Source organism: Clostridium mediterraneense, assembly GCF_900091705.1.
GTDB classification, from domain to species: domain Bacteria; phylum Bacillota; class Clostridia; order Clostridiales; family Clostridiaceae; genus Sarcina; species Sarcina mediterraneense.
Genome location: NZ_LT594785.1, coordinates 1462820 through 1489720 on the forward strand (window position 1 = coordinate 1462820; position 26901 = coordinate 1489720).

The following is a 26901-nucleotide window of genomic DNA, read 5'->3' on the forward strand; positions in this document are numbered from 1 at the left end:
AGGGAACTATGTTTGAAGAAGAATTAAGAGATACTTTTGAAGAATTTGAAATAGATATAAAATCATTTGAAGAAATTAATAATACTATTGTTATAAAAGGTGAATATAAATTTGATTTAATTGAAATTGATGCTGCAATGAGTTATTCAGAAGAATTTGAAGATCTAGAAGAAAAAGTTATGGAAGCAAATTCATATTTACAAGATATAGCTTATGATAATATAATAGATTTATCAGATGAGATTACAGAGGAATTTGAATTTACTTCAGTAAATAATGAAATAATTCCTATAGATAAAGAATTAGAAGTAAGGAGAAGTTTAAATTTTATTATCTACATTAAAAAATAAAGTTTGTAAATGTTTTCCTTGACTTTTGAAGAAACTTTGTTATAATAAAATCATAAGATATGTCCTAAGATGTACGCGAAGCTTATATATTCAACCTACATTAAAGATTCGGGATTTATAATATATTTAATGATGGAGCTCTTCATAGGAGTCAACTTAGTATTGATTTCTGTTAAGAAGATAACAGGTTTAAGTTGCATAAAACCCACCTGCGAGACGCAGGTATGAATAAATAAGTGTGACGGCATTTCGGGAATTGTTTGAAATTTCAGACCCTTACCTAATTTTAGGTAAGGGTTTTTTGCTTATATAAATATATATTTCCAATATTATTAATTTATTGTATAATTTACCTAAAAGGTTTAGGGGGAGATATGATGAGTAAAATAAAGATGTTAAATCCATTGGTGGAAATGGATGGGGATGAAATGACTAGAATATTATGGTCTTGCATAAAAGAAGAACTTATAAATCCATATATAGATTATAAATCTGTATATTATGATTTAGGTTTAGAAAACAGGGAACTTACTAAAGATAAAGTAACAGTTGAAGCAGCAGAGGCTACTAAAAAATATGGAGTAGCTGTTAAATGTGCAACTATAACTCCTAATAAGGATAGAGTTAAAGAATATAATTTAACTAATATGTGGAGGAGTCCTAATGGAACTATAAGGGCTATATTAGATGGAACAGTCTTTAGAGAGCCGATTATTGTTAATAATATAAAACCTTTAGTAGTGAATTGGAAGCAGCCTATAATAGTTGCTAGACATGCTTATGGGGATATTTATAAAGGAATAGAAACTAGAGTTACTAAAGGTGATAAAGCTTATTTAACAATAAAAAATGATAATAATATAAAAAAAGAAATAGAAATATTTAATTTTGAAAATAGTGATGGAATTAGTATGGGAATGCATAATACAGATAGTTCTATTAAAAGTTTTGCTAAATCTTGTTTTGAATATGCTTTGAATATGAAAATGGATTTATGGTTTTCATCAAAAGATACTATTTCAAAAGTTTATGATCATAGATTTAAAGACTTATTTAATCACATATATGAGGAAGAATATAAAAAAAAATTTAATAAAGCTGGTATAGAATATTTTTATACTCTTATAGATGATGCTGTAGCTAGGGTGGTTAGATCAGATGGAGGCTTTATATGGGCATGTAAAAACTATGATGGTGATGTAATGTCAGATTTCATAGCAACAGCATTTGGCTCTTTAGCAATGATGAAATCAGTATTAGTCTCTCCAGAAGGATATTATGAATATGAAGCAGCTCACGGAACTGTCCAAAGACATTATTATAAATATTTAAAAGGTGAAGAAACATCAACTAATTCAGTAGCTACAATTTTTGCATGGACAGGAGCATTAAGAAAAAGGGGAGAGCTTGATAATTTAAATGAACTTATTAATTTTGCTGACAATTTAGAAAAGGCAACAATTAATACTATTCAATGTGGTATTTTAACAAAAGATTTAGCAAGTATAGCTATTGGTGAAATAAAAAAAATAGTAAATTATAAAGAGTTTATTTTAGAAATAAAAAATAATTTAGATATATTATAAAATAATAAAGAGAAGAGCTTATATTTAAAAATGAAAGCTCTTCTTTTTATTAATAATATTAATTTTTATGAAAATTTTGAGTAAATGTATATTAAAAGTATCCTTTTTAGGCTCATAGTATTTATTTTATTATTATAAATATGTTAATTTTTAATTTAGATAAAGATAATTCTAAAGTTATTATTTAGGAATAATTCTTTAAATATTTAGTAAGTATTATGTTTTTTTATTTTATAAATAGTAAGATAGTTAGTTATTTTTACTTTTTTATAATTAATAAATATAATGGCTATTATAATATAAATTAAGCTATTTTATTTGATTTATTATTTTTATAATATTTAGCAAATCTTAAGTTTTGTTCATATTGGATAAAATAATCTAAATTTTGACTTACTAGAATAACTATAGGATTTGTTCTTTTTAAAAAAAGTAAAAGAATGTTTAATAAAGCCTTTCTATGTTTTATTTTATTATTTAATTTTTTGCAATTCATTCAAAATCCCCCTATATAAATAAATATCAGTCAATATATCTGTAATAATATTATATATCTCCAGTATTTTTTTGTAAAATACTTATTTATTTTAAATTATTACATATTTTTACAATAAAATATATTTTAATACTTTTTATTTAAAAATATTAGCGAATTTACTCTTAAATTAATGTAATAAATATATAGTAAAATATTTAAATATTGATAATAAGTAATAAAATAAGGTAGAATGGTATTATAAATATACAACAAAAGGAGAAATTAAAGATGGAATTAGATAAATTAACAGCAAGAATAAATGAATTAGCAAAAAAGAGTAAAGCTGATGGATTAACTGATGAAGAAAAAGAAGAACAACAAGTATTAAGAAGAGAATATATAGATAGATATAAAAATAATTTAAGAATACAACTTGAGCAAATAAAGCCAAGAGATTCAAAATAATAAAATAGTATTAAAAGGGTGATATATAGTGGGAGTTACTGTAGAAAAACTTATAAAAGATTTTAATTTAGAGATAATACAAGAAGGAGATAGTAATATTCCTATTGATGTCCAAGATATAAATAGACCTGGACTTCAACTTGCTGGATTTTACAATTATTTTGCTCCTGAAAGAATACAGGTTATAGGAAAAGCAGAATGGAGTTTTATAAATGATATGGCTCCAGACTTAAGAAAAAAAAGAGTAAATAAGTTTTTCTCTTTTGATATTTCTTGTCTTATAATAACAAGAGGATTAGATATACAAGAAGATGTATTAGCTTCAGCTAAGAAAAATAAAACTTGGATAGTAAGAACAGATATGATTACTACTAAATTTATTAGTAAGCTTACACTATATTTATCAGATAAGATGGCTCCAGAAACTAGATTACATGGGGTTTTAGTAGATGTTTATGGAATAGGTATGCTTATAACAGGTGAAAGCGGTATAGGTAAAAGTGAAACTGCCCTTGAACTAATAAAAAGAGGACATAGATTAGTCACTGATGATGCAGTAGATATAAAAGAAATTGATGGAGAATTAATAGGTACATCTCCATATATAACTTTTGGAATGCTAGAGGTTAGAGGAATGGGAATAATAGATGTATCTGCATTATATGGACTTAGCTCAATATTACCATATAAAGATATAAAAATTATGATTCATTTTGAACATTGGAAAGATGATGGAGACTACGATAGATTAGGTATCAACAATGAATACGAAGAAATATTAGGTGTTAAATTAAAGAAGTTAAGAGTACCTATAAGACCGGGAAGAAATATTGCAGTTATTATAGAAGCAGCTGCTGCTAATTATAGATATAATTTAATGTCTAATACTAATCCAGTAGATATTATAGAAAAAAGAATGATTGAATCAAGAGAATAATTATATAATTGAAAAACCCCCTTATAGAATATTATATTTTATAAGGGGGTTTTATGTGCATAAACAGATTAGAGAGTTATCTAGATTTAAAAATTATGGTGTATGGTTTTCTATATTTGTATTAATACCAATAGTTCTAAAGGGAATAGGGTTAAATATAATACCAGATGATTATGATAGGGTAGTTACCAGGATATTAACAATATTGGTTAGTCTTGGTATACTAATTAATCGTATAATTTGTAATAAAGGTTATTTAGACAATAAGGATAATACTAATAAATAATAATAAAGCCTTCATTTTATAAATATATTGTATTTAGGATATCAGTATATTAGAATTTAATTATAAGAATATGAAATATTAACTAAGATGGAGGCATATAATGAAGGAAATAATAAAGACAGATAAGGCTCCAGGAGCTATTGGACCTTATTCACAAGGAGTAAGGATAGAAAATTTAATTTTTACTTCTGGACAAATCGCAATAAATCCTCAAACAGGAAAGATTTCAGAGTCTATTGAAGAACAAACCAAACAGGTTCTTGAGAATATTAAAGAGATATTAGAAGCAGGTGGAACTAATATAAATAATGTCATAAAAACAACTGTGTTCTTAAAGAATATGAATGATTTTGAAAAAATGAATTCTATTTATGAGACATATTTTATTAATGAAAAGCCAGCTAGAAGTGCTATAGAAGTTTCTAGATTACCAAAGGATGTAAAAATAGAAATTGAAGTAATAGCTCATATATAATTAATTAAAACAAAAAGAATTCATAGGTAATACTATGAATTCTTTTATCTTATGATTTATATAGATCCATAAATTTCTCATAGTGATAAGATGAAATATTCATATCACCAATATATCCATGTTTAGTATCATCTTTTGATAAGCCATGACAATCAGAACCACAAGTAATTAGTAGATTATATTTCATACAGTATGAAATATAATAATTAGTTTCTTCTTTAGTGTTTTGAAAATATATAGCTTCTACACCATCTAAATCAAAATTTAAGATTTCATTAATAGGAGCTTTTTTTATTAGTTTAGGATGTGCAAGTATTACTAAAGCATTATATTTTTTCAGTAATTTAATACCATCTCCAACATCTAACTTTTGATTAGGAACATAGGCGGGACTATCATCACCTATAAATTTTTCAAAAATTTCATCCCAAGAATAATTATAACCTGCGTCTATTATAGTTTGTGCTATATGAGGTCTAGCTACAACGCCCTTACCTTTATCTAAGACTTTTTTATAATCTATATTAATATTAAAATATTTTTTTAAGTTTAGAACTATAGTTTTAGCTCTATTTATCCTATTTTCTTTTAGAGATAATAAAAAATTTTGAAATTGAGGATTTTTATAAGAATCATCCTTAAAATATCCTAATAGGTGTACAGTAGCTCCTTTATAATCACAGCTTAATTCTATACCAGGAATAAATATAATATCTAATTTTTTAGCTTCAGAATAAGCCTCATCTATGCCTTTTGTTGTATCATGATCTGTTAAAGCTATAGATTTAATATTTTCTCTTTTAGCTGCTCTTATTACATCTGTTGGTGACATTTTTCCATCAGATGCTGTAGAATGACAATGAAATTCTGCACGTATTTGCATATTAACCCCCTAAATATATTAAATATTTATTTTTTTTTGATATAATTATTTTAACATATTTTAAAGGGAGAGATGTGTAGATGTTCTTAATGATAGATAATTATGATTCTTTTGTGTATAATCTAGTGAGATATTTTAAGGAATTAAATCAAGACATTAAAGTAGTTCGTAGAGATAAAATTGACTTTAATTTAATTGATAAAAAAAATATTGAAGGTATTATTATTTCTCCAGGTCCTAAATCACCAAATGAAACTTTAGAGTGTATTCAAATAATAAATACATTTAAAAATAAAATACCTATATTAGGAGTATGTTTAGGTCATCAATGTATAGGATATTATTTTGGAGCCAATATAGTTAAATGTAAATTTCCAATGCATGGGAAGATATCAAAAGTAGAAACAGATCAAAAGGGCTTATTTAAAGGGATACCTAAAAAATTTAATGTTACTAGATACCATTCATTAATAATTGATAAAGATACTTTACCTACAGAGTTAGAAATAACTGCTTTATCTGAAGATGGAGTAATAATGGGGGTTAGACATAGAGAATATAAAATAGAGGCTATACAGTTTCATCCTGAAGCTGTTATGACTGAATTTGGACATGAAATTATAAATAATTTTATAAATATGTGTAAGGAGAATTAAATGAATTTTAAAATTAAAGAAATAAGCAACGATTTAAATATAGATGAAATTTATAGATTATGGAAAGATGAAAAGGATACTATACTGTTAGATAGCTCAAAAGAAGATAGTCAGTATTCAAATTATTCATTTATAGGTATAAATAAGTTTTTAAAATTTACTTCACTAGGAAATATGTGTTTTATAGATGATGAAAAAATAGAAGGGGAACCTTTTAAGATTTTAGATGAATTAATTAAAGAATATAAATTTGATTCTGATGTTGATATTCCATTTATATCAGGAGCTATTGGATATTTATCTTATGATATAGGAAGAGTTTTAGAGGATTTACCTAATAATACAGAAAATGATATCGATATATTAGATAGTTATTTTTTATTCTTTGATAATTTAATTATTAAAGATCTTAAGAAGAATAAAACATATATAACTGCTTTAGGAATTCTTGATGATCCTGAAAAATCAATAAATAATATAGAATTAAAAATAAAATCTATAAATAAGAAGGAAGAGAAGTATCTATATAATGATTCTTTAAATAAATTTAAACCAAACTTTACTAAAGATGAATATATCAAAGCACTAAGAAAAATAAAAAATTATATTTTAGAAGGACATATATATATCGTAAATATGACTCAACGCTTTGAATGTATTTCAAAAGAAGATTCATTTAAAATATATTCTAAATTAAGAGAAATAAATAAGGCTCCTTTTTCATGTTATATGAATTTAGAGGATATCCAAGTAATAAGTTCTTCACCAGAAAGATTTTTAAATATAGTAAATAGAAAAGTTGAGACAAGACCGATAAAAGGAACAAGACCTAGAGGAAAAGATGCTATAGAAGATAATAAAAATAAAGTTGAACTTTTAAATAGTGAGAAAGATAAATCAGAGCTACTTATGGTTGTTGATTTAGAAAGAAATGACTTAAGTAAAGTTTGTAAGATAAATTCTGTTAAGGTTACTGAGTTATTTAAATTAGAAGAATATGATACAGTTTTTCATTTAGTATCAACAATAATAGGAGAATTAGATGATGGGGAAACAGCAGTAAATTGTATTAAAAATTGTTTTCCAGGAGGATCTATTACAGGTACACCTAAGATAAGAGCTATGGAAATTATAGAGGAGCTTGAAAAGATAAGAAGGGGACTGTATACTGGCTGCATAGGATATTTTGATTTTAGGGGGAATTGTGATTTTAGTATAGTTATACGAACTATTATAAAAAAAGATGATAAGGCATATTTTGGTGTAGGTGGGGGTATAACAATTGAATCAGATGAAGAAATGGAATATCAAGAGACCTTAGATAAGGCTAAGGCTCTTATGAGGGTTTTATAATGATAAAATATATAAAAGATTTAGAGAATGAATATATAAGCATAGATTCAGGGATACAGTTTTCTAAAGGAGTATTTGAAACAATACTTATAAAGGATAATGCAGTATTTTTAAAAGAACATATTATAAGATTAAATGATTCTTTAAAAAAAATATATATAGATAAGAAAATTAATTGTGATCAAGTAAATGCCTTAATAAAAAATAATAATATTAAAAATTGTGCATTAAAAATAATAATTACTGAAAAAAATTCTATAGCAATAAGTAGGAAATTAATATACACTAAAGAAGATTATATTAAAGGATTTAAATTATCTATAAGTAAAGTAAGACGAAATTCTACATCTATGTTATCTTATATTAAATCAATATCATATGTAGAGAATTTAATTGAACGAGAGAAGGCATTAAATATAGGGAAAAATGAAATTTTATTTCTAAATGAAAAAAATTTTATTGCAGAATGTAGTATGAGTAATATTTTCTTTATAAAAGATGGAGTTATAAAAACGCCGAGGATTTCTGATGGAATTTTAAATGGGATAATTAGAGAGTGGGTAATAAATAATTTTGATGTTGAAGAAGGTAGTTATACTATAGAAGAAATTCTAAGTGCAGATGAAGTGTTTATAACTAATTCTTTAATTGGAATAATGAGTGTTATAGAGATTGAAAATATAAATTATATAAAAAATAATATAACTAAAAATATACAAGATAAATATAAAGAAAAATTGGAGGATTTATAAATTGGATAGGAATAAAATATTAGAGGGCGTAAGGCTTATATTAGAAGGAATTGGAGAAGAGATAGAAAGAGAAGGGTTAATCGAAACTCCAGATAGAATGGCTAGAATGTATGAAGAGATTTTTTCAGGTATAGGAAAAACAGCAGAAGAGGAATTAGCAAAAACATTTACTGTAGATTCAAATGATTTAGTTCTTGAAAAAGATATAACATATTATTCAGTTTGTGAACATCATTTAGTACCTTTCTATGGAAAAGCTCATATAGCATATATACCTAATGGAAAAGTAGCAGGACTTTCAAAATTAGCTAGAACTGTAGAAATTTATTCTAAAAAACCTCAAATTCAAGAAAATTTAACTAAAGAAATAGCTGATGCTATAATCAAATATTTAGATGCAAAAGGTGTTATGGTAGTAATAGAAGGTGAGCATATGTGTATGACTATGAGAGGTGTTAAAAAACCTGGTACTAAAACTGTAACAACTACTTATCGAGGTGTATTTAAGAATAATGATTCATTGAAAAATGAAGTTTATAGAATGTTATCAATATAGGAGGATTTTATGTTTATAGGTAATAAAGAGTTTAAAATAGGTGAAAGAACTTATATTATGGGGATTTTAAATTTCACTCCAGATTCTTTTTCCGATGGAGGAAAATTTAATTCTATTGAAAATGCACTTAGTCATGTCGAAAAAATGATATCAGAGGGAGTAGATATTATAGATATTGGTGGAGAATCAACTAGACCTAATTATACAGTTGTAGAGGAAGAGGAAGAAATTAAAAGAGTTGTACCAATAATAAAAGCAATAAAAGCAAGATTTGATATTCCTATATCAATTGATACATATAAAGGAAAAGTAGCTGAAGCAGCTATAAAGGCAGGAGCAGATTTAATAAATGATATTTGGGGATTTAAAAAGTGCACTTATATAAGTGAGGTTGCAGCAAAGTATAATGTAGCTTGTTGTTTAATGCATAATACAGAAAATCCAGTATATGAAGATGATATTATAAAATGGATGATAAATGATATTAATGAAAGTATAAATATTGCAATTAATGCAGGAGTTAAGAAAGAAAAAATAATGATAGATCCAGGTATAGGATTTGCAAAAACTTATGAAGATAATTTAGAAGTTATGAGGAGACTAGATGAATTAAAAGAGATAAAATTACCAATACTTTTAGGAACATCTAGAAAATCAATGATTGGATTAGCCTTAGATTTACCAGTAACTGAGAGATTAGAAGGAACTATAGCAACAACAGTTTTAGGAATAGCTAAAGGTGTAGATTTTGTTAGAATCCATGATGTTAAAGAAAATAAAAGAGCAGCTATTATGACAGATGCTATTTTAAGAAAATAAGGAGAAGATATATGGATAAAATAGTTATAAAGGATTTTGAACTTTTTGCCAATCATGGCGTATTTAATGAAGAAAAAGTATTAGGACAAAAATTTGTTTTAGATATAGAGCTTTATCTTTCAGTAAGAGAAGCAGGAAAGACAGGTAATTTAACAAAGTCTGTTCATTATGGTGAATTAGTACATATGTTAGAAAAAAATTTTAAATCAGAAAGTTATGATTTAATAGAAACTGTAGCAGAAAAGATGGCGGAATTTATCCTAAAAACTTATTCATTGATAAGTAAGGTTTTAATACGAGTAAAAAAGCCATGGGCTCCTATTCATAGATCGTTAGATACTGTATATATAGAAATAGTAAGACAATGGAATACATCTTATATTTCATTTGGATCTAATCTTGGAGACAGAGAAAAAAATATAAATGAAGCACTTAAATTAATTAATGATTCAGATGATATTGAAATAATAAAGGTATCTAAAATAATAGAAACAGAACCATGGGGATATTTAGAACAAGATAATTTTTTAAATGGTGTATGTGAAATAAAAACATTATTATCTCCAAAAGAATTAATTAGGTTTTTACTGAGTATTGAAAAAAAATTAAAAAGAGAAAGAGAAATAAAGTGGGGGCCTAGAACTTTAGACTTAGATATTATCTTTTATAATGATATTATAAGTGAAGATGAAGAAATAATTTTACCTCATCCAAGAATGCATCTAAGAAGATTTGTATTAGAACCAATGAACGAACTTGCACCATATAAAATACATCCACTTTATAAAAAAAGAGTCTTTGAGTTACTTGAAGAATTAGTTTAATAGTAAAGAATTATTAACAAAATATTAAAAAATATATATTTAAAAAATTAAAAAGAAAAAAAACTTTTGTTTTTTTTCTTTTTTTATATTTTTTTATTGTTTAATTTTAATATAACTTAAAAAATGCTATAATTAATAAATAAAATATTAATTTTTAATAAATTAAAGTCCAAAATTAAAACAATTTTTGAAAGGAGAAATATACATGAGTGGAAAAAGTAGTGATAAACTACAAAAAGGTTTAAGGGCAAAAGAAATTAGTATGATAGCCCTTGGAGGAGCCATGGGTACCGGTATATTTCTAGCTATGGGAAATACTATAAAAGATGGTGGTGTTGGATATGCTGCCTTAGGTTATGCTCTTATGGGTATAATAGTTTATTTTGTATGTACTAGTTTAGGTGAAATGGCAACTTTATCACCTGATTCTGGTTCAGTTGGTTCTTATGGAGCAAGATTTATAGATCCAGCATTAGGATTTGCTCTAAGTTGGGATTATTGGTTTAATAAAACAGTTGCGATTGCTACTGAAATGGTAGCTGGTACAATGATAATGAAATTTTGGTTTCCACATATATCATCAATACTTGCAAGTGCAATATTTTTAATATTAATAGTAGCATTTAATCTTTTATCTTCAAAATTATATGGGATAACAGAATATTGGTTTACTGCAATAAAACTTGTGACAGTAATTGTATTCATAATAATTGGAATATTGATGATAGTTGGGATATTAGGAAAAGAAAAAATAGGTATTTCAAATTATTTCTTAGATGGAGGACCATTTATAGGAGGATTTAAATCTTTATTTAATATTTTCTTAATAGCAGGATTATCTTTTGTAGGAACAGAATTAGTTGGAGTTGCAGCTGGTGAATCAGAAAATCCTAAAAAAGAAATTCCTAAAGCTATAAATATGACATTTAGAAGAATTTATATGTTATATCTCGGAACAATACTTATAGTTGGTGCTGTAATACCTCCTTCACAAGCTGGAGTAAATACAAGTATATTTACTTTAGTATTTGAAAATTTAGGTATTCCTGGAGCAGCATCTATAATGAATATTATAATATTAAGTTCAGTATTATCAGCAGCTAACTCTGATATGTATGCTTCATCAAGACTATTATATTCAATGGCTGAAAATAAGCATGCACCAAAGATATTTGCAAAATTAAATAAAAAGGGTATACCTATTTATGGAATTTTATTAGCTATAGTTATATCTGCGTTATGTTTTTTAACAGGTATATATGCAGAAGATACTGTTTATATGTGGTTAATAGTTTTATCTAGTATATCAGGATTTATTGGTTGGTTTGGAATATCATTAAGTCATTATAGATTTAGAAAAGCTTATGTTGTTCAAGGAAATAAAATTAAAGATTTACCTTATCGTGCTAAGTTATTCCCATTTGGCGTTATTTTATCAATCATATCTCTTATAATTGTTATAATTGGTCAAGGGTACATATATATACAACAGGACAATATATCAGGATTTATAGCAGCGTATTCAGGAATAGTTATTTTTATTTTATTATGGCTAGGATATAAAGTGAAATATAAGACAAAAGTAATTAAATTAAAAGATATTAAATTAGAGAATTAGATATATTTAAAAGGAATTGATTTAAATTTAAAATCAATTCCTTTTTTATTAAAAATATTCTAAAAATGCTGTATACTATATAATATAAATAAGTTTATAACGAAGGAGAAGATATGGGAAAAATACTAAAATTTTTATTCAGTAGAATGGTAATTGTAGGAATTTTAATTTTAATACAATTAGGTGTATTAATTTTTGCTATTTGGGAATTAAGTGAATCATTTATGTATCTATATATTCTTTTTGTAGCATTAAGTATAGTAGTAGTAATATACATATTAAGCAGAAATGATAATCCATCATATAAACTTGCATGGACTATACCGGTACTTATTATACCTGTATTTGGAGGCTTATTTTATTTAATATTTGGTGGTAATAAAACTAGTAAAAAATTTAAGAAGAAAATAGAATTTGCATATAAAGAGCATGAAAAATTAATTAAGCCTGATGAATCACTAATTGCAGAGATTGAAAAGGATGATAAGATAGTTGCAAATCAGATGAGATATATTGAAGAATATGCTTCTTATCCTGTATATAAAAATACTATAACAAAATATTTATCTCCAGGTGAAGAATTTTTTGCTAAACTAATTGAAGAATTAAAAAAAGCTGAGCACTATATATTTATGGAATACTTTATAATAAATGAAGGATATATGTGGAATACAATACTAGATGTACTTGAACAGAAGGTAAAGGAAGGTGTTGAAGTAAGGGTAATGTATGATGATTTTGGATGTCTTCAAAAGTTACCATATAAATATAATGAGCTTTTAAAATCTAAAGGTATAAAATGTGAAGTATTTAATCCATTTGTCCCTTTATTATCTTTAAGAATGAATAATAGAGATCATAGAAAGATAACAATTATAGATGGCCATACTGGATTTACTGGGGGAATAAATCTTGCAGATGAATATATCAACAAAATAGTTAAATTCGGACATTGGAAAGATTCAGCAATATATCTAAAAGGAGATGCTGTATGGAGTTTAACATTAATGTTTTTACAATCATGGAATTTTAATAATTCTGGAACAGAAGATTATAAGATATTTAAGCCTAAAATTCATTGTAGTGAGAAGTTTGAGTCAGATGGATATGTTCAACCGTATGGTGATAGTCCTTTAGATGGAGAAACAGTTGGAGAAAATGTATATTTAAATATGATAAATAAGGCAAAAGATTATATTTATATCACTACACCTTATTTAATAATAGATAATGAATTAGTTACAGCCTTAATATTAGCAGCTAAGAGTGGAGTAGATGTTAGAATAATTACTCCACATATTGAAGATAAGTGGTATGCTCATACTATGACAAGAGCACATTATGCTCATTTAATAGAAGGTGGAGTTAAGATATATGAATATACAAATGGATTTATTCATTCAAAAACCTTTGTATCAGATGATAAAATAGGAACTGTTGGAACAATTAATATGGATTATAGAAGTTTATATTTACATTTTGAATGTGGTGTATTTTTATATAATACTAATTCTGTAAAAGAAATAAAAAAAGACTTTTTAGATACTTTAGAAATAAGTCAATTATTTACTCTAGAAGATTGTAAAAATATTAAATGGTCTAATATAATAATAAGATCAATATTAAGGGTTTTTGCACCATTGTTATAAAAAAATAAAAAAGGGAAATATTTTGTTTCCCTTTTTTATTCAATTAATACTCTTAATTAATATCCTCGTAAAAGATTATTAAAATTTCAAAATATAAAAAACCTCGCCAATACCTGAATTAACAGAAGAAATAAAACCACATTCCTTAAATCCCATATGAATATGCCAATTTTGAGAACTTATAGCATTTGTCATAGTAGAGCTTAACAAATAATTATATCCTCTTGATTTTAAAAATTCTTTTAAAAAATCTAATAACTTTCTTGAAATATTTTTATTTTTAAAATTTTTATCTACTACTATATAACTTATAAATGGTACATGAGTCCAAATATATTCTATTTTAAGACAGGCTACTATATCTTTATCTATATTACAAACTATAACTTCATTATTAATTATTTTATTTTTTATTCGTTCTTTTTTCTTATGTAAATCTAACTCTAAACATCTTTCTAAATCATTTAAACAAGCAAATCTAATATTCATTTTATATTTCTCCAATCATAAATTATTTATTTTCAAATAAATATTTTGCTATAGATTCAGCTTTTAAAGATAAAGCTAAATCTTTAATACTATATATTTCTTTTGCATAATTTCCATCCCACGGATATATTGATATTACATCATCACCATAAATATCAATAACAAACTTATCAGTAGAAATGTCTATATATATCCTATATAAGGGATTATCACTTAATTCATATTTTTCCAATATATTTTGTTTATTAATCTCTCCTAACATATCATAAATTAAATTAAAATCTTTTTTATTGACTTCTATTTCTTTAAAAAAATTACTTTCTACTATTCTTATAGAGTTTATATTTTCACTAGTCTCCTTCATTTTATCAAGATAATATGTTGCATTAGGTTTTTTAGAGTAATTTATATATTCATAAGTTGAACAAGAAGTAAAAAATATACTTATAAAAGTTAATAAAAAAATGTATATAATTTTTTTCATTTTAAACACCCCCTTTATATAATTACTAATCGTATATTATTTATAGAACTAAAGATTTCGTATTTATATTTTATAATTATCTTTTGGAAGTAATATTTATAGGATTAAAATAATATAAGTTAAAAAGAGTAAGTTTATAAGGAGTAACTATGTATTTAATTGCAACTATAGGACCAAGATCTTGTGATAATAAAACGATAGATAAAATAATAAAAGGCGGAGCAAATACAATAAGAATTAATTTATCTCATGGAATTTATGAGGAGATAGATAAAGTTATAGGATACATAAGGAAAAATTATCATGACATTAATTTATTGATGGATTTACAAGGACATAAAATAAGAGTTTCTGATAAACTAAAACAACCCTTTTATGCCAAGAAAAAATCAATTATATATTTTTGTTCAGAGGATAGTTATTCGGATTTGTATATAAATATTTTAAAAGATAAAAGTCTTATTCCTCTTAATATATCAACCGAAAGATTAAAAAGTACAGAATTTAAAAATATATATATGAAAGACGGAACAATGAAATTTACTGTAATAAATTCTGATAAAGATTATATAAAGACTATTGTAAATCAAGAAGGGATGGTTAGGGCTGAAAAAGGTTGTAATTTGCCTGGAATATCTAGAAAAAATTTAGAACTAACTGAAAAAGATAAAAAAGATATTCAATTTGCTTTAAATGAAAAAGTAGATATTCTATGTTATTCATATTGTTCTTCATTAGAAGATTGTAATAAATTTAAAGAGCAAGTTTTTAAAACTTTACGAAGGGGAGATAAAATTCCAAAGCTTTTTGCTAAGATTGAAACAAAAGAGGCTGTAATTAATATAAAAGATATAGCAGATAATTTAGATGGAGTAGTGATTGCTAGAGGTGACCTAGTTCCAGAAAGTACTTTGTATGCAATACCGATAATTCAGGACAAAATAGTATATAACTTAAAAGAAAGAAATAAAGATATAATTATTGCTACTCATGTATTTGATTCAATGAAAAAGGATCTATATCCAACAGTTAATGAACTTAGTGATATATATAATATGGTCAAAAAAGATGTAAGTGGTTTTATGTTAACTAGTGAAACTACGGTAGGAAATAATCATTTTGAAGTAGTTAGAACTTTAAAAACAACATTAGATTATTATAAAAAAGTAAATAATAAAATTAAAAAGAACAACTAATTATTTAGTTGTTCTTTTATGTATATACTTATTATAAATAAAATCAATTAATCTAATAGAAAGGGTAGCGCTTATTATTCCTAGTAGTATTCCTCCAATTATATCACTTGGATAATGCACTTGAAGATATAATCTAGAAATAGCTATAGTTACAGCTAATGATATTGAAGGGATGAATAATTTCCTTAAATAATATACTATAACAATAGCACATGCAAATGAAGAAGAAGTATGTCCTGATGGAAACGAATAAGAAGTTGGTGCAGGTATTAGAAGATTAATATTATTAATCTTAGTAAAAGGTCTTGGTCTTTGAATTATATTTTTTATTAATCCTTCTCCAAGCATAGAATTAATAATTAATGCCGTAATCGTAGTAATTCCTATTTTTCTATACTTTTTCTTTATAATTAATATAAAGCTAATGAAAATCCATATTAGCCCCATATCTGCTATTTTAGTAAAAAATATCATTATAGGATTTAAAAAAGAATTTTGTATTTTATATCCGAAAAATAATATTATGTTTGAATCAATATTTTCAATAAAGTTCATAATTCCCCCTAAACTATTTGTTTTTAGCAGCTCTTATAGCTTTTCTAAGTATTTTATTATATTATGTGTATTTTTTGTTAATAAAAAAAGCTTATAGAAATTATTCCTACAAGCGTTAAGGTATTAATATTATTGGTACTGAAGACGGGACTTGAACCCGTACGAGTAATCTCGGTAGATTTTGAGTCTACTGTGTCTGCCATTCCACCACTCCAGCATAATAACTAACATAGAATATGTTATCATATTTTGTATTCTAAATCAATATTTTTTTCCTTATTTTATATAAAACTTAGTAGTTATTTATTTATTCCTCTTTTTAAAATTAATATATAAAAGTAATAATAATTATATTTACAAAATAAAATTATATTATTAGTTTTTAATAATAGGAGTAATTTATAAATGCCTTTTGATATCTATATAGTAATTGTAGTAACCTTAATATTACTTTCCATAATTAGTATTATAAAAAATATAAAAGAAGGAGTTATTGCTTGTATAATCTCTGGTGGAATAACAATTGTATTTTTTTTAATACATTATATGTATATAACTATTAATAACTTTTTTCATAAAAGTGGTATTAGCTTTAAAGATATATTTTTATGGATTATATATATGGCTTTAACTTGTTTGGTATTTCTAATTATAATTTTTTTCATAAAATTTACAGGAATAAAAAAAAGATAGGTATCTACCTATCTTTTTATTTTTTTTCAGCTAAATTTATTATATATTCTTTAGCTTTTAATTCTAGAGTATCATCTAAAGGTTCTAATTCTATATCCTTATTATATTTCTTATTTAAAGCAAGTGTTAGTAATCTATCAGCAAGCTCTGGATTCTTAGAAAGTAAAGAACCATGGAAGTATGTACCTATAGTATTTTTATAGATACATCCTTCAAATCCATCTTTACCATTATTCCCGAAACCTGAAATACATTTACCAAGTGGTTGTAATCCTTCTCCTAGGAATGTTCTTCCTGAATGATTTTCAAATCCAACATATATTTGATTTAAATATTCATTAAATATAACAGTATTACCTATAAAACGAGTATCACCTGCTTCGGTATAGATATCTAAAATTTTAAGTCCTTCTAGCTTTTCACCATCTGGAGTAGTATAATAATTACCAAGTAATTGATAGCCACCACATATAGCAAGTAAAACTTTTTCCTCTTCTATATAATCTTTTATTGAATCTCTTTTTAATGCTTTTAAGTCATCTGAAACTATAGATTGTTCGTAATCTTGTCCACCACCAAAGAATACAATATCATAATCATCTTTATTAAATTTATCATTTAATGACACATTTATTATATTAACATTTATTCCTCTTGCTTCAGCTCTATATTTAAGTATTAATATATTCCCCATATCTCCATATACATTTAATAGATCAGGGTAGAGATGACATATATTAAGTTCCATAAAATAACACCTTCCTATCCTACCAAAGTTTTTCTATATATCCTTTAGAATGAAGATATTTTCTAAAATCAATCATAGCTGTATATGTTGCTAGAACATATACTTTATTTTCTTTACAGTTTTCAATATCATTGGTTAATTTTTCATATTCTTCAGATATAACAAATTTCTTTGGATCCATACCAGCTATTTTTAATCTTATAGCCATATCATATCTTCTAACTCCAGAAACAAAAATTTCTTTCATTTCCATTTTACTTAATTTTTCAAAATCAACATCCCAAAGCCATGAAACATCTCTTCCATCAGCATATTTATCATTAACAAGAAATGCAGCTGCAAATGAGCCAGAGTTTAAGCATAAAGTATCTAAAGCTTGATTATATCCAGCTGGATTTTTAACAAGAATTATCTTTACATCTTTTCCATTAATATTAATGGTTTCTTGACGTCCAAAACTTGAGCTTTGTTTTGTAAATGAATTTTCTATTATAATATCATTTATATTAAATTCTTTTGCAATTCCATAAGCACAAAGAGCATTATATATATTATAAACTCCTGATTGAGTTACTGTAAAAATTGAATTGTTAAATTTCACTTTAGATCCTTCTGGTGTAAGCTCTAATATTTCATTCATTGCATAATCAATATGAGCTCTTTTAAATCCACAATTAGGGCAATAGAAATCTCCTAAATGATTATAAGTTATAAAATTATATTCATATGCTGACTTACAGAACTTACAGAACTTAGCATCTGCATTAACATCAATTTTCTTATCTTTATTTGGTGATTCATTAAATCCATAGTATTTAACTGGATTTTTTACTTTTAAATCTCCAAGTAATGATTCATCACCATTTAATAGAAGAGTTGTATTTGGAACTTTATGTACTCCCTCTAATATTTTATTAAGAGTTGTATAAACTTCACCATATCTGTCTAATTGATCTCTAAATAAATTTGTTATTGTTATTATCTCTGGCTTTATATGTTCAGTTATAAATTTAACATTAGCTTCATCAACTTCTATAACTGCATATTTTTGTTTATTATCAAAAAATCTATAATTATCAATAAATGTTCCAACAATTCCTGTATACATATTTGCACCAGTATTATTAGTAATAACATTTAATTTATTTTCTTTTAAAATATTATAGATCATTGAGGTAGTTGTTGTTTTACCATTTGTACCTGTAACAAGAATTACTTTATAATTTTTAGAAACTTTTTTTAATATATTTTTATCTAATTTTAAAGCAACCTTTCCAGGAAAACTACTTCCACCTTTAAACAAAGTTTGAGAAAGACTCTTTGTTAACTTTGTTATTATTATTGTTAAAAAAGATTTAATACCTATTTTAAAACACCACCTTATATCATTTGAGTTACTTAAATTATTAACAAATACTAATAAAAATAGTCAATGAAACAATATTTATAGTATAGCATAAAGATATTAAATTACCAATATATTAATCCTATAGACTAATAAGTATAAATTTGGTAATATATACACATAATAAAAAAATATCAAAATTTAAGTTAGCTTTAGGGGGAAAAGTATGTATCCAATTAAATTTAAAAATATTTACTTTGATAAAATATGGGGAGGTAGAGATCTAGAAACTTTTAGAACTAACCTACCTGATGGTAATATAGGTGAGAGTTGGGATATTGCATGTCATAAAAATGGGATGAGTATTGTTGAAAATGGCGAATTTAAAGGAATAAAATTCAATGATTTAATAAAAAAATATGGAAGTGAATTATTAGGAAGTAAGATAGACACTAATAACTTTCCTTTATTAGTTAAAATAATAAATGCAAAAGATAAATTATCTGTACAAGTTCATCCAAATGATGAATATGGTATACAAGTAGAAGGTGATCTTGGTAAGACAGAAGCTTGGTATGTTATTGAGGCGTTTGAGGGTGCAAACCTAGTAGTTGGAACTAATGGATGTTCTAAAGAACAATTTAAACAAGCAATTATAGATGGGAATTGTGAAAAACTACTTAATAGAATACCAGTAAAAAAAGGTGATGTATTTTTTGTTAAAAGTGGATTAGTTCATGCAATTGGTGAAGGAGTTATTATAGCTGAAATACAACAGAATAGTGATACAACTTATAGAGTCTTTGATTATAATAGAGGAAGAGAAATTCATGTAGATAAAGCTATGGATTGTATAGATTTCTCTTTAAATGGTGAAGTTTCAAATGGAATTTCAATAAAAAAAGATGGATTTGAAAAAATTTTTATAAATGTGTGTGAGTATTTTTCATTAGAAAAATATAATATTAATTCAAAATGTACAGAAACTAGTGATTCAGAAAGATTTTTTGTATTTACTTGTGTTGAAGGAAATGGTTTTATAACATCAGATAATTATAAATTAGAAATAAATAAGGGAGATAGTATTCTGATACCAGCAACTCTTGGTGCATATACTATTGAAGGAAAATTAGAATTATTAAAAAGTTATGTTCCTAATATTGAAAACGTTACTAAAGAAATTATGAGTAATATAGTTAAATAAAATAAGAAGAGGGTTATATACTTTTAAATATAATCCTCTTCTTATTTTTTATATAATAATTAAATATTATTTAACAAATAAATTACGAATAGACATATATTATATTTCTTTAGTATAATAAAAATGTTACAAAACTTAATATAATGGTGAGGAGAAAAAAATATGGGGATTAATTTTTTATTTGTATTAAAAGCTATAATAATTGCCATAGTAGAAGGATTAACAGAATTTGTTCCAGTATCATCTACAGGACATATGATTTTAGTTGGAGATCTTATAGGATTTAGAGAATCACAAAATCTTAATTTTTCTAGTATGTATGAAGTAGTTATTCAGCTAGGTGCTATTTTAGCTGTAGTAGTGTTATATCGAAAAAAAATATTTACATCAATAGTTGAATTTATAAGATACATGGTAGCATTAATGACTAAAAATACTAAAGTTCAAAAAGAGACTGAAGTTGGATTTAAGTTTGGAATTAATGTTATTATAGGAAGCTTACCTGCTATGGTAATAGGATTATTATTCTACGATAAAATAAAGAGTTTATTTAATATAAAAGCTGTAGGTATAGCTTTTATTGTAGGTGGATTACTTTTATTAATTATAGAAAGTTGGCATAGAAAAAATAATAAAAGAAAAGTTATTGAAAGTGTGGATAATATAAGTTACAAGCAATCATTTATAGTTGGTATTTTTCAATGTTTAGCAATGTGGCCAGGTATGTCAAGAAGTGCATCTACTATAATGGGAGGCTGGGTTGCAGGATTTACAACAACTGTTGCAACTGAATTTACATTTTTCTTAGCAATTCCAGCAATGATAGGCTCTTCAGCTATGGATTTATTAGAGTTTGATTATAGTATTATGAATAGTACTTATTGGGTTTCTCTTATAGTAGGATTTATAATTGCTTTTATAGTTTCATTAGTAGTGATAGATAAATTTATTTCTTATTTAAAAAAGAAACCTATGAAAGTTTTTGCTATTTATAGAGTATTAGCTGGTATTTTATTGACAGTTCTTTTATATACAAACATAATATCTTAATAGCTAAAAAGCTGTTTTACTAATTTATATATTATATATTAGGTAAAATAGCTTTTTTTATTTAATATAAAAACTTAATATCAAATGATTCTTTATTAGAATATTCAGGGAATAGTTTGAATAAAATAAAACAGTTAAAGATACTCTTAATTTATTAAATGAATTAGCTAAGGGGGATTTATTTATGTTAAATAAAAAAAAGAAAATAGCTTTATTAACAGGTGGTGGAGATTGTCCAGGATTAAATGCTGTAATTAGAGCTGTAACAAGAACTGCTATTTTACAATATGATTATGACGTAATAGGATATAAATTTGGATATAGAGGATTATATAATAATGATTATGTTAATTTAAACATCGATAGTGTTTCTGGAATATTGCATAAAGGAGGAACTATTTTACATAGTTCTAATAAAGATAATTTATTCGATTATCAAGTAGAGGAAAATGGAACTTTAGTTAAAAAAGATGTATCTGATACTGCAATAGAAAATATGAAAAAAGAAGGTGTTGATGCATTAATAGTAATTGGAGGAGATGGAACACTAACTTCTGCAAGGGATTTTTCTAGAAAAGGTGTAAATGTTATAGGTGTTCCTAAAACTATAGATAATGATTTATTAGCAACTGATACTACCTTTGGATTTAATACAGCTACTGAAATTTCCTGTGAAGCATTAGATAGATTACACACAACTGCTGAATCACATCATAGAATAATGATACTTGAAGTTATGGGAAGAAATAGTGGATGGATAGCTCTTGATTCTGGTATAGCAGGTTCTGCTGATGTGATTTTAATACCTGAAATACCTTATGATATTAATAAAATTGTAGATAAAGTTAAGGAAAGAGAAGAATGTGGTAAGCAATTTACTATAATAGTAGTTGCAGAAGGAGCTAAACCTAAAGATGGTGAAGTTATTGTATCTAAAATAGTAAAAGATAGCCCAGATCCTATCAGACTTGGAGGTATTGCGAGTAAGCTTGAAAATGATCTAGAGGAGTTAATAAAAAATCATGAAATTAGAAGTACAGTATTAGGACATTTACAAAGAGGTGGAAATACATCTGCTTATGATAGAATTCTTTCAACTAGATATGGAGTTAAAGCAGCAGAACTTGTTAATGAAAATTTATTTGGAAATATGGTTTGTTTAAAAGGACAAAATATAGAGTATGTTAGCTTAGAAAATGTTATAGGAAATACTAAACGTATTGATTTAAATGATGAGAAAATTAAAGCAGCCAGACAGATAGGAATTTGTTTTGGTGATTAATATGTAGAAAATACGATGGCGAACAAAATTTAAATTAGTTTTGTTTATCCCTCGTATTTTTTCGCATAAATACGAATATTAATTATTTTTATCTATTAATAGTTCACTTATTAAACTTATTATGATATAATAAATTCAATAATTTGTATTTTCTGGAGGTAATTAATAATGAAAGTTTTATATGATAATCCATTAAGTTCTAGATATTCATCTAAAGAAATGTCATTTATTTTTTCTGAAGATAAGAAATTCTCAACTTGGAGAAAATTATGGGTCGCACTTGCAGAAGCTGAAAAAGAATTAGGCTTAAATATTACAAATATTCAAATTCAAGAATTAAAAAAATACATAAATGATATAAATTACGATATTGCTATTAATAGAGAAAAAGAAGTACGCCATGATGTTATGAGTCATGTTTATGCTTATGGTATACAGTGTCCAACAGCTAAAGGTATTATACACCTTGGTGCTACTAGTTGTTATGTTTGTGATAATACTGATATAATCTTAATGAAAGAAGGATTATTATTAATAAAAGGAAAGTTAATTTCTATTATTAATAATTTAAAAAAGTTTGCCTTAGAATATAAGGATATGCCTACTTTGGGATTTACGCATTATCAAGCAGCTCAACTAACAACAGTTGGTAAGAGAGCTAGCCTTTGGATGCAAGACTTGATTTTAGATATTGAAAACTTAGATTTTGTTATAGAAAAATTAAAGTTAAGAGGAGTGAAGGGGACAACTGGTACACAAGCTAGTTTTATGAATTTATTTAATAATGATGAAGAAAAGGTGAAGAAGTTAGATAAATTAGTTGCAAATAAAATGGGATTTGATAAATGTTATTCAGTAACAGGACAAACTTATTCTAGAAAGGTTGATTCTATAATTTTAAATACATTATCAGAAATAGCTCAAAGTGCTTATAAATTTTCTAATGATATAAGATTATTACAGAATCTTAAAGAAATAGAAGAGCCTTTTGAGAAGCATCAAATAGGTTCTTCTGCAATGGCGTATAAAAGAAATCCTATGAGGAGCGAAAGAATGGGATCACTAGCAAGATATGTGATTATAGATTCATTAAATCCTGCAATTACAGCATCTAATCAGTGGTTTGAAAGAACTTTAGATGATTCAGCTAATAAAAGATTATCAATCGCCGAAGGCTTCTTAGCTTTAGATGGTGTTTTAAATTTATATATGAATATCTCTGAAAATTTAGTTGTATATGAAAAAGTAATAAAAAAACATGTAGAAACTGAACTTCCTTTTATGGCCACTGAAAATATTATGATGGAGGCTGTAAAAAAAGGTGGCGATAGACAAGAACTACATGAACTTATAAGAGAACACTCTATGTTAGCTTCTCAAAGAGTAAAAAAAGATGGTTTAGATAATGATTTAATAAGTAGAATAATAGGAGATTCTAGATTTGGATTAAGTGAATTAGAAATACAAAATATTATTGATCCAGTAAAGTTTATTGGTAGAGCACCAAACCAAGTAATTGACTTTATAAATGAATATGTAAATCCTATACTAGAACATAATGTAAAATGCCTTAATATGAAAAGTGAAGTATTAGTTTAGATTTTATAAAGAAGAGGAAAAAATAAATAACCTCTTCTTTTTTCTTAATTAATTAATTAATTTATTTTTATTACCTAAATATTTTATTTAAATACATAAATCTACTTTCTTATATTTATAATAAATTATATCTACTTGTTGGTTTAGTCTCATTACTTTTAAATTTAAAGTTTCCAAATAATATTAATGTTCAAAAGAAATTCAAATTTGTGTGGTATTTTTAAAGAAATTAAAAAAATAATAATTATATAATAATAGATACTTTTAAGAAAAATTAATATAGAAAATATAGAGGTCGATAAAATGAATACTTTACAACAAAAAATAATAACAAAAATTAAAAATGATAAATTACAAAAGTTTTTAATGTTTTGTAACTTTGGTTTAGAAAAAGAAAATCTTAGAATTGATTTACAAGGGAATTTAGCTTTAACAGATCATCCAGAAGTTTTTGGTAATAAAAAATATAATCCTTATATAACAACAGATTTTTCAGAGAGTCAGGTAGAAATGGTGACACCACCTTGTAATACTTTAAATGAATTATATGATTTTATGGGCGCTTTAAATGATATAGTTTCTTCAGAATTAAAAAATGAAGTTCTTTGGCCACAAAGTAATCCACCTATATTACCAGAAGAACAACTTATCCCTATAGCAAAATTTAATGGAGAAGTAGAAGAAAAATACAGGGAATTACTAGCTGAAAAGTACGGAAGAAAGAAGCAACTTATAAGCGGTATACATTATAATTTTTCATTTAAGAATGAATTCCTACAAAAACTTTACGAAGATTTTGAAGAAGAATTAACTTTTAAGGAATTTAAAAATAAAATTTATTTAAATATATCTAAAAATTTCTTTAAATATAAATGGTTATTAATTTATTTAACAGGAGCTAGCCCTGTATTTCATGAAAGTTATATAAAAGATCTAGTTAATTCTGCTGATAAATTAGATAATATAACAGATGGTTATTATTTTAATAATATAAATTCACTTAGAAATAGTAAGTTTGGATATAAAAATACATTAGATTTTTCTGTTTCTTATAATTCTTTAGAAGAATATATATCTGATTTAAGTACTGCAATAAATAATGGTACTATAAATAATGAAAAAGAGTATTATAGTCCTATAAGACTTAAAGCGATTACAGGTAAAGGTAATGTTGAAGATTTAAAGAAATATGGAGTAGAATATTTAGAAATAAGAATTCTTGATTTAGATCCTTTATCAGAGTTTGGAATCTCATTAGATACACTTAAGTTACTACATGCATTTGTTCTAAGTATGGCATTTATGGATACAAAATTTGAAGTTTCAAACTTCAGTCAAGATAATGACTTTATTTCTAAATCTTTAGATATGATAAATGAAGTTATATCATTGTTAGATAATCTTGAAGTATTTAATGATGATATAAAATTAATTTTAGAAAAAGCTAAAGAAGAGGTTATAGATCCTACTAAAACTAAGGCTTATAAAATAATAAGTGAGATTAAAAAATCTTCATTTATAGATTTCCATCTTAATAGAGCAAAATTTTCATTAAATGAAAGTAATAATAGAATCTTTAGTTTAAGAGGATTTGAAGATATGGAACTTTCAACTCAAATTCTTTTGAGAGATGCTATTAAAAGAGGGATAAAATTTGAAATAGCTGATAGATATGAAAACTTTATTTCTTTAAAGAAAGATAATAAAGTAGAATATGTAAAACAAGCTACTAAGACATCAAAAGATACTTATATAACAGCATTACTTATGGAAAATAAAGAAGTTACTAAGAAAATTCTTTCAAGTAACAATATAAGAGTTCCAAAGGGTGAATTATATTTAAAACCTGAAGATGCTAAATTAGATTTTAAATTATTTGAAAATAAAGCTATTGTTATAAAACCTAAAACAACCAATTTTGGATTAGGAATAAGTATTTTTAAAAATGAATTTACTAAAGAAGAATTTGAAAAAGGAATAGATATTGCTTTTTCAGAAGATAGTTCTATTTTAATAGAAGAATTCATTTCAGGTAAGGAATATAGATTTTTAGTTATAGATGATGAAATTGTAGGAATATTACACAGAGTTCCAGCTAATGTAACCGGAAATGGAGTAAATACTATTAAAGAATTAGTAGAAATAAAGAACGAAGATTTTTTAAGAGGTGTAGGGTATGTAAAACCTCTTGAAAAAATAAAACTTGGTGTAGCAGAAGAAATGTTTTTACATGGACAAAATTTAGATTTCAATTATATTCCTAAGAAAAATGAAATTATATATTTAAGAGAAAATTCAAATATTAGTACTGGAGGAGATAGTTTAGATTTTACTGATCAAATCCATAATTCTTATAAAGAGGTAGCTATTAAAGCAGCTAAAGCAGCTAATGCTAAAATAACTGGAATAGATATTATGATACAAAATATATCAGAAGAGGCTAATGAATTAAATCATGCCATTATTGAAATGAATTTTAATCCGGCTATCCATATACATTGCTTCCCATACAAAGGTATAAATAGACATGCTGGAGAAAAAGTATTAGACTTATTATTTAATAAATAAT

General features: G+C 25.2%; 27 protein-coding genes and 1 tRNA gene. 20 read left to right on the plus strand and 8 right to left on the minus strand.

Annotated features, from left to right (window positions below):
• Positions 1 to 8 precede the first annotated feature (8 nt).
• A complete protein-coding gene (locus BN8917_RS09060) occupies positions 9 to 350 on the plus strand; it encodes a hypothetical protein (protein ID WP_066873645.1) in 342 nt (113 codons plus the stop codon).
• Between the two features lie 377 nt (positions 351 to 727).
• A complete protein-coding gene (locus tag BN8917_RS09065) occupies positions 728 to 1936 on the plus strand; it encodes an NADP-dependent isocitrate dehydrogenase (protein WP_066873647.1) in 1209 nt (402 codons plus the stop codon).
• A 304-nt stretch (positions 1937 to 2240) separates the two neighbouring features.
• Here the strand turns inward: BN8917_RS09065 and BN8917_RS09070 are convergent, their stop codons facing one another.
• A complete protein-coding gene (locus BN8917_RS09070) occupies positions 2241 to 2432 on the minus strand; it encodes a hypothetical protein (RefSeq protein WP_066873649.1) in 192 nt (63 codons plus the stop codon).
• Between the two features lie 270 nt (positions 2433 to 2702).
• Here BN8917_RS09070 and BN8917_RS14065 point away from each other — a divergent pair, with 270 nt between their 5' ends.
• The 4 genes from BN8917_RS14065 to BN8917_RS09085 all read left to right on the plus strand — a co-directional run bounded on the left by BN8917_RS14065 (position 2703) and on the right by BN8917_RS09085 (position 4577).
• Positions 2703 to 2879, plus strand: coding sequence for a DUF896 domain-containing protein (locus BN8917_RS14065; protein ID WP_084748562.1), 177 nt, complete (start codon positions 2703 to 2705; stop codon positions 2877 to 2879).
• A 28-nt stretch (positions 2880 to 2907) separates the two neighbouring features.
• Positions 2908 to 3816 (plus strand): HPr(Ser) kinase/phosphatase, encoded by a 909-nt coding sequence (gene hprK, locus BN8917_RS09075; protein ID WP_066873650.1) that lies wholly within the window; start codon positions 2908 to 2910, stop codon positions 3814 to 3816.
• Between the two features lie 55 nt (positions 3817 to 3871).
• The gene (locus BN8917_RS09080; protein WP_235829993.1) at positions 3872 to 4102 is read left to right on the plus strand and encodes a holin; all 231 of its coding nucleotides are present in this window, start codon (positions 3872 to 3874) and stop codon (positions 4100 to 4102) included.
• Positions 4103 to 4199: 97 nt separating this feature from the next.
• Entirely contained in the window at positions 4200 to 4577 is a 378-nt protein-coding gene (locus tag BN8917_RS09085; protein ID WP_084748565.1) for a RidA family protein, read from the plus strand.
• 49 nt (positions 4578 to 4626) lie between these two features.
• On the opposite strand, the gene BN8917_RS09090 is transcribed toward BN8917_RS09085, so the two are convergent.
• Positions 4627 to 5460, minus strand: a complete 834-nt coding sequence (locus BN8917_RS09090; RefSeq protein WP_066873655.1) for a PHP domain-containing protein — start codon at positions 5458 to 5460, stop codon at positions 4627 to 4629.
• Positions 5461 to 5540: 80 nt separating this feature from the next.
• Here BN8917_RS09090 and BN8917_RS09095 point away from each other — a divergent pair, with 80 nt between their 5' ends.
• The 8 genes from BN8917_RS09095 to cls all read left to right on the plus strand — a co-directional run bounded on the left by BN8917_RS09095 (position 5541) and on the right by cls (position 13687).
• Positions 5541 to 6116: an anthranilate synthase component II gene (locus tag BN8917_RS09095; RefSeq protein WP_066873657.1), complete on the plus strand. Its 576-nt coding sequence runs from the start codon at positions 5541 to 5543 to the stop codon at positions 6114 to 6116.
• A complete protein-coding gene (gene pabB / locus BN8917_RS09100) occupies positions 6117 to 7469 on the plus strand; it encodes an aminodeoxychorismate synthase component I (RefSeq protein WP_066873659.1) in 1353 nt (450 codons plus the stop codon).
• Complete coding sequence (locus tag BN8917_RS09105; protein ID WP_066873661.1) at positions 7469 to 8221, plus strand: aminotransferase class IV; 753 nt, start codon at positions 7469 to 7471, stop codon at positions 8219 to 8221. The genes pabB and BN8917_RS09105 overlap by 1 nt, the downstream gene beginning before the upstream one ends.
• A gap of 1 nt (position 8222) precedes the next feature.
• The gene (folE, locus tag BN8917_RS09110) at positions 8223 to 8777 is read left to right on the plus strand and encodes a GTP cyclohydrolase I FolE (protein ID WP_066873663.1); all 555 of its coding nucleotides are present in this window, start codon (positions 8223 to 8225) and stop codon (positions 8775 to 8777) included.
• Between the two features lie 9 nt (positions 8778 to 8786).
• Positions 8787 to 9596 carry a dihydropteroate synthase gene (gene folP, locus BN8917_RS09115; protein ID WP_066873665.1) on the plus strand — a complete coding sequence of 270 codons (810 nt, stop codon included), beginning with the start codon at positions 8787 to 8789 and terminating at the stop codon, positions 9594 to 9596.
• A gap of 11 nt (positions 9597 to 9607) precedes the next feature.
• The gene (gene folK / locus BN8917_RS09120; protein ID WP_066873667.1) at positions 9608 to 10420 is read left to right on the plus strand and encodes a 2-amino-4-hydroxy-6-hydroxymethyldihydropteridine diphosphokinase; all 813 of its coding nucleotides are present in this window, start codon (positions 9608 to 9610) and stop codon (positions 10418 to 10420) included.
• A 205-nt stretch (positions 10421 to 10625) separates the two neighbouring features.
• Positions 10626 to 12038, plus strand: coding sequence for an amino acid permease (locus tag BN8917_RS09125; RefSeq protein WP_066873669.1), 1413 nt, complete (start codon positions 10626 to 10628; stop codon positions 12036 to 12038).
• A gap of 113 nt (positions 12039 to 12151) precedes the next feature.
• A complete protein-coding gene (cls, locus tag BN8917_RS09130; RefSeq protein ID WP_066873672.1) occupies positions 12152 to 13687 on the plus strand; it encodes a cardiolipin synthase in 1536 nt (511 codons plus the stop codon).
• A gap of 78 nt (positions 13688 to 13765) precedes the next feature.
• Here the strand turns inward: cls and BN8917_RS09135 are convergent, their stop codons facing one another.
• Together BN8917_RS09135 and BN8917_RS09140 are read right to left on the minus strand one after the other, a co-directional pair.
• On the minus strand, positions 13766 to 14176 hold the full coding sequence (locus BN8917_RS09135) for a GNAT family N-acetyltransferase (RefSeq protein ID WP_066873674.1): 411 nt from the start codon (positions 14174 to 14176) through the stop codon (positions 13766 to 13768).
• A gap of 22 nt (positions 14177 to 14198) precedes the next feature.
• Entirely contained in the window at positions 14199 to 14660 is a 462-nt protein-coding gene (locus tag BN8917_RS09140) for a DUF4883 family protein (protein ID WP_066873676.1), read from the minus strand.
• A gap of 149 nt (positions 14661 to 14809) precedes the next feature.
• On the opposite strand from BN8917_RS09140, the gene BN8917_RS09145 reads away from it, so the two are divergent.
• Positions 14810 to 15856, plus strand: a complete 1047-nt coding sequence (locus tag BN8917_RS09145) for a pyruvate kinase (RefSeq protein WP_066873678.1) — start codon at positions 14810 to 14812, stop codon at positions 15854 to 15856.
• Here the strand turns inward: BN8917_RS09145 and BN8917_RS09150 are convergent, their stop codons facing one another.
• The 4 genes from BN8917_RS09150 to BN8917_RS09170 form a co-directional block, all read right to left on the minus strand.
• Positions 15857 to 16411, minus strand: coding sequence for a phosphatase PAP2 family protein (locus tag BN8917_RS09150; RefSeq protein WP_066873680.1), 555 nt, complete (start codon positions 16409 to 16411; stop codon positions 15857 to 15859).
• A gap of 133 nt (positions 16412 to 16544) precedes the next feature.
• Positions 16545 to 16628, minus strand: a tRNA-Leu gene (locus BN8917_RS09155).
• A gap of 492 nt (positions 16629 to 17120) precedes the next feature.
• On the minus strand, positions 17121 to 17852 hold the full coding sequence (locus tag BN8917_RS09165) for a type 1 glutamine amidotransferase (protein ID WP_066873684.1): 732 nt from the start codon (positions 17850 to 17852) through the stop codon (positions 17121 to 17123).
• A gap of 19 nt (positions 17853 to 17871) precedes the next feature.
• On the minus strand, positions 17872 to 19236 hold the full coding sequence (locus tag BN8917_RS09170; RefSeq protein WP_066873686.1) for a Mur ligase family protein: 1365 nt from the start codon (positions 19234 to 19236) through the stop codon (positions 17872 to 17874).
• A gap of 187 nt (positions 19237 to 19423) precedes the next feature.
• Here BN8917_RS09170 and manA point away from each other — a divergent pair, with 187 nt between their 5' ends.
• The 5 genes from manA to gshAB all read left to right on the plus strand — a co-directional run bounded on the left by manA (position 19424) and on the right by gshAB (position 26900).
• Positions 19424 to 20401, plus strand: a complete 978-nt coding sequence (gene manA / locus BN8917_RS09175) for a mannose-6-phosphate isomerase, class I (protein WP_066873688.1) — start codon at positions 19424 to 19426, stop codon at positions 20399 to 20401.
• Positions 20402 to 20563: 162 nt separating this feature from the next.
• Complete coding sequence (locus BN8917_RS09180) at positions 20564 to 21451, plus strand: undecaprenyl-diphosphate phosphatase (protein WP_066873690.1); 888 nt, start codon at positions 20564 to 20566, stop codon at positions 21449 to 21451.
• A 184-nt stretch (positions 21452 to 21635) separates the two neighbouring features.
• The gene (locus tag BN8917_RS09185) at positions 21636 to 22733 is read left to right on the plus strand and encodes a 6-phosphofructokinase (protein ID WP_066873692.1); all 1098 of its coding nucleotides are present in this window, start codon (positions 21636 to 21638) and stop codon (positions 22731 to 22733) included.
• Positions 22734 to 22901: 168 nt separating this feature from the next.
• On the plus strand, positions 22902 to 24332 hold the full coding sequence (gene purB / locus BN8917_RS09190) for an adenylosuccinate lyase (RefSeq protein ID WP_066873696.1): 1431 nt from the start codon (positions 22902 to 22904) through the stop codon (positions 24330 to 24332).
• Between the two features lie 303 nt (positions 24333 to 24635).
• On the plus strand, positions 24636 to 26900 hold the full coding sequence (gene gshAB / locus BN8917_RS09195) for a bifunctional glutamate--cysteine ligase GshA/glutathione synthetase GshB (protein ID WP_066873698.1): 2265 nt from the start codon (positions 24636 to 24638) through the stop codon (positions 26898 to 26900).
• The last annotated feature ends 1 nt before the right edge of the window (position 26901 follow it).

What these genes read in the sequence shown, in the direction of transcription:
- BN8917_RS09060 (WP_066873645.1), top strand. Translation starts at nt 9, where the DNA reads ATGTTTGAAGAAGAATTAAGAGATACTTTTGAAGAATTTGAAATAGAT.
- BN8917_RS09065 (WP_066873647.1), top strand. Translation starts at nt 728, where the DNA reads ATGAGTAAAATAAAGATGTTAAATCCATTGGTGGAAATGGATGGGGAT.
- BN8917_RS09070 (WP_066873649.1), bottom strand. Translation starts at nt 2,432, where the DNA reads ATGAATTGCAAAAAATTAAATAATAAAATAAAACATAGAAAGGCTTTA.
- BN8917_RS14065 (WP_084748562.1), top strand. Translation starts at nt 2,703, where the DNA reads ATGGAATTAGATAAATTAACAGCAAGAATAAATGAATTAGCAAAAAAG.
- BN8917_RS09090 (WP_066873655.1), bottom strand. Translation starts at nt 5,460, where the DNA reads ATGCAAATACGTGCAGAATTTCATTGTCATTCTACAGCATCTGATGGA.
- BN8917_RS09095 (WP_066873657.1), top strand. Translation starts at nt 5,541, where the DNA reads ATGTTCTTAATGATAGATAATTATGATTCTTTTGTGTATAATCTAGTG.
- pabB (WP_066873659.1), top strand. Translation starts at nt 6,117, where the DNA reads ATGAATTTTAAAATTAAAGAAATAAGCAACGATTTAAATATAGATGAA.
- BN8917_RS09105 (WP_066873661.1), top strand. Translation starts at nt 7,469, where the DNA reads ATGATAAAATATATAAAAGATTTAGAGAATGAATATATAAGCATAGAT.
- folP (WP_066873665.1), top strand. Translation starts at nt 8,787, where the DNA reads ATGTTTATAGGTAATAAAGAGTTTAAAATAGGTGAAAGAACTTATATT.
- folK (WP_066873667.1), top strand. Translation starts at nt 9,608, where the DNA reads ATGGATAAAATAGTTATAAAGGATTTTGAACTTTTTGCCAATCATGGC.
- BN8917_RS09125 (WP_066873669.1), top strand. Translation starts at nt 10,626, where the DNA reads ATGAGTGGAAAAAGTAGTGATAAACTACAAAAAGGTTTAAGGGCAAAA.
- cls (WP_066873672.1), top strand. Translation starts at nt 12,152, where the DNA reads ATGGGAAAAATACTAAAATTTTTATTCAGTAGAATGGTAATTGTAGGA.
- BN8917_RS09135 (WP_066873674.1), bottom strand. Translation starts at nt 14,176, where the DNA reads ATGAATATTAGATTTGCTTGTTTAAATGATTTAGAAAGATGTTTAGAG.
- BN8917_RS09140 (WP_066873676.1), bottom strand. Translation starts at nt 14,660, where the DNA reads ATGAAAAAAATTATATACATTTTTTTATTAACTTTTATAAGTATATTT.
- BN8917_RS09145 (WP_066873678.1), top strand. Translation starts at nt 14,810, where the DNA reads ATGTATTTAATTGCAACTATAGGACCAAGATCTTGTGATAATAAAACG.
- BN8917_RS09150 (WP_066873680.1), bottom strand. Translation starts at nt 16,411, where the DNA reads ATGAACTTTATTGAAAATATTGATTCAAACATAATATTATTTTTCGGA.
- BN8917_RS09165 (WP_066873684.1), bottom strand. Translation starts at nt 17,852, where the DNA reads ATGGAACTTAATATATGTCATCTCTACCCTGATCTATTAAATGTATAT.
- manA (WP_066873688.1), top strand. Translation starts at nt 19,424, where the DNA reads ATGTATCCAATTAAATTTAAAAATATTTACTTTGATAAAATATGGGGA.
- BN8917_RS09180 (WP_066873690.1), top strand. Translation starts at nt 20,564, where the DNA reads ATGGGGATTAATTTTTTATTTGTATTAAAAGCTATAATAATTGCCATA.
- BN8917_RS09185 (WP_066873692.1), top strand. Translation starts at nt 21,636, where the DNA reads ATGTTAAATAAAAAAAAGAAAATAGCTTTATTAACAGGTGGTGGAGAT.
- purB (WP_066873696.1), top strand. Translation starts at nt 22,902, where the DNA reads ATGAAAGTTTTATATGATAATCCATTAAGTTCTAGATATTCATCTAAA.
- gshAB (WP_066873698.1), top strand. Translation starts at nt 24,636, where the DNA reads ATGAATACTTTACAACAAAAAATAATAACAAAAATTAAAAATGATAAA.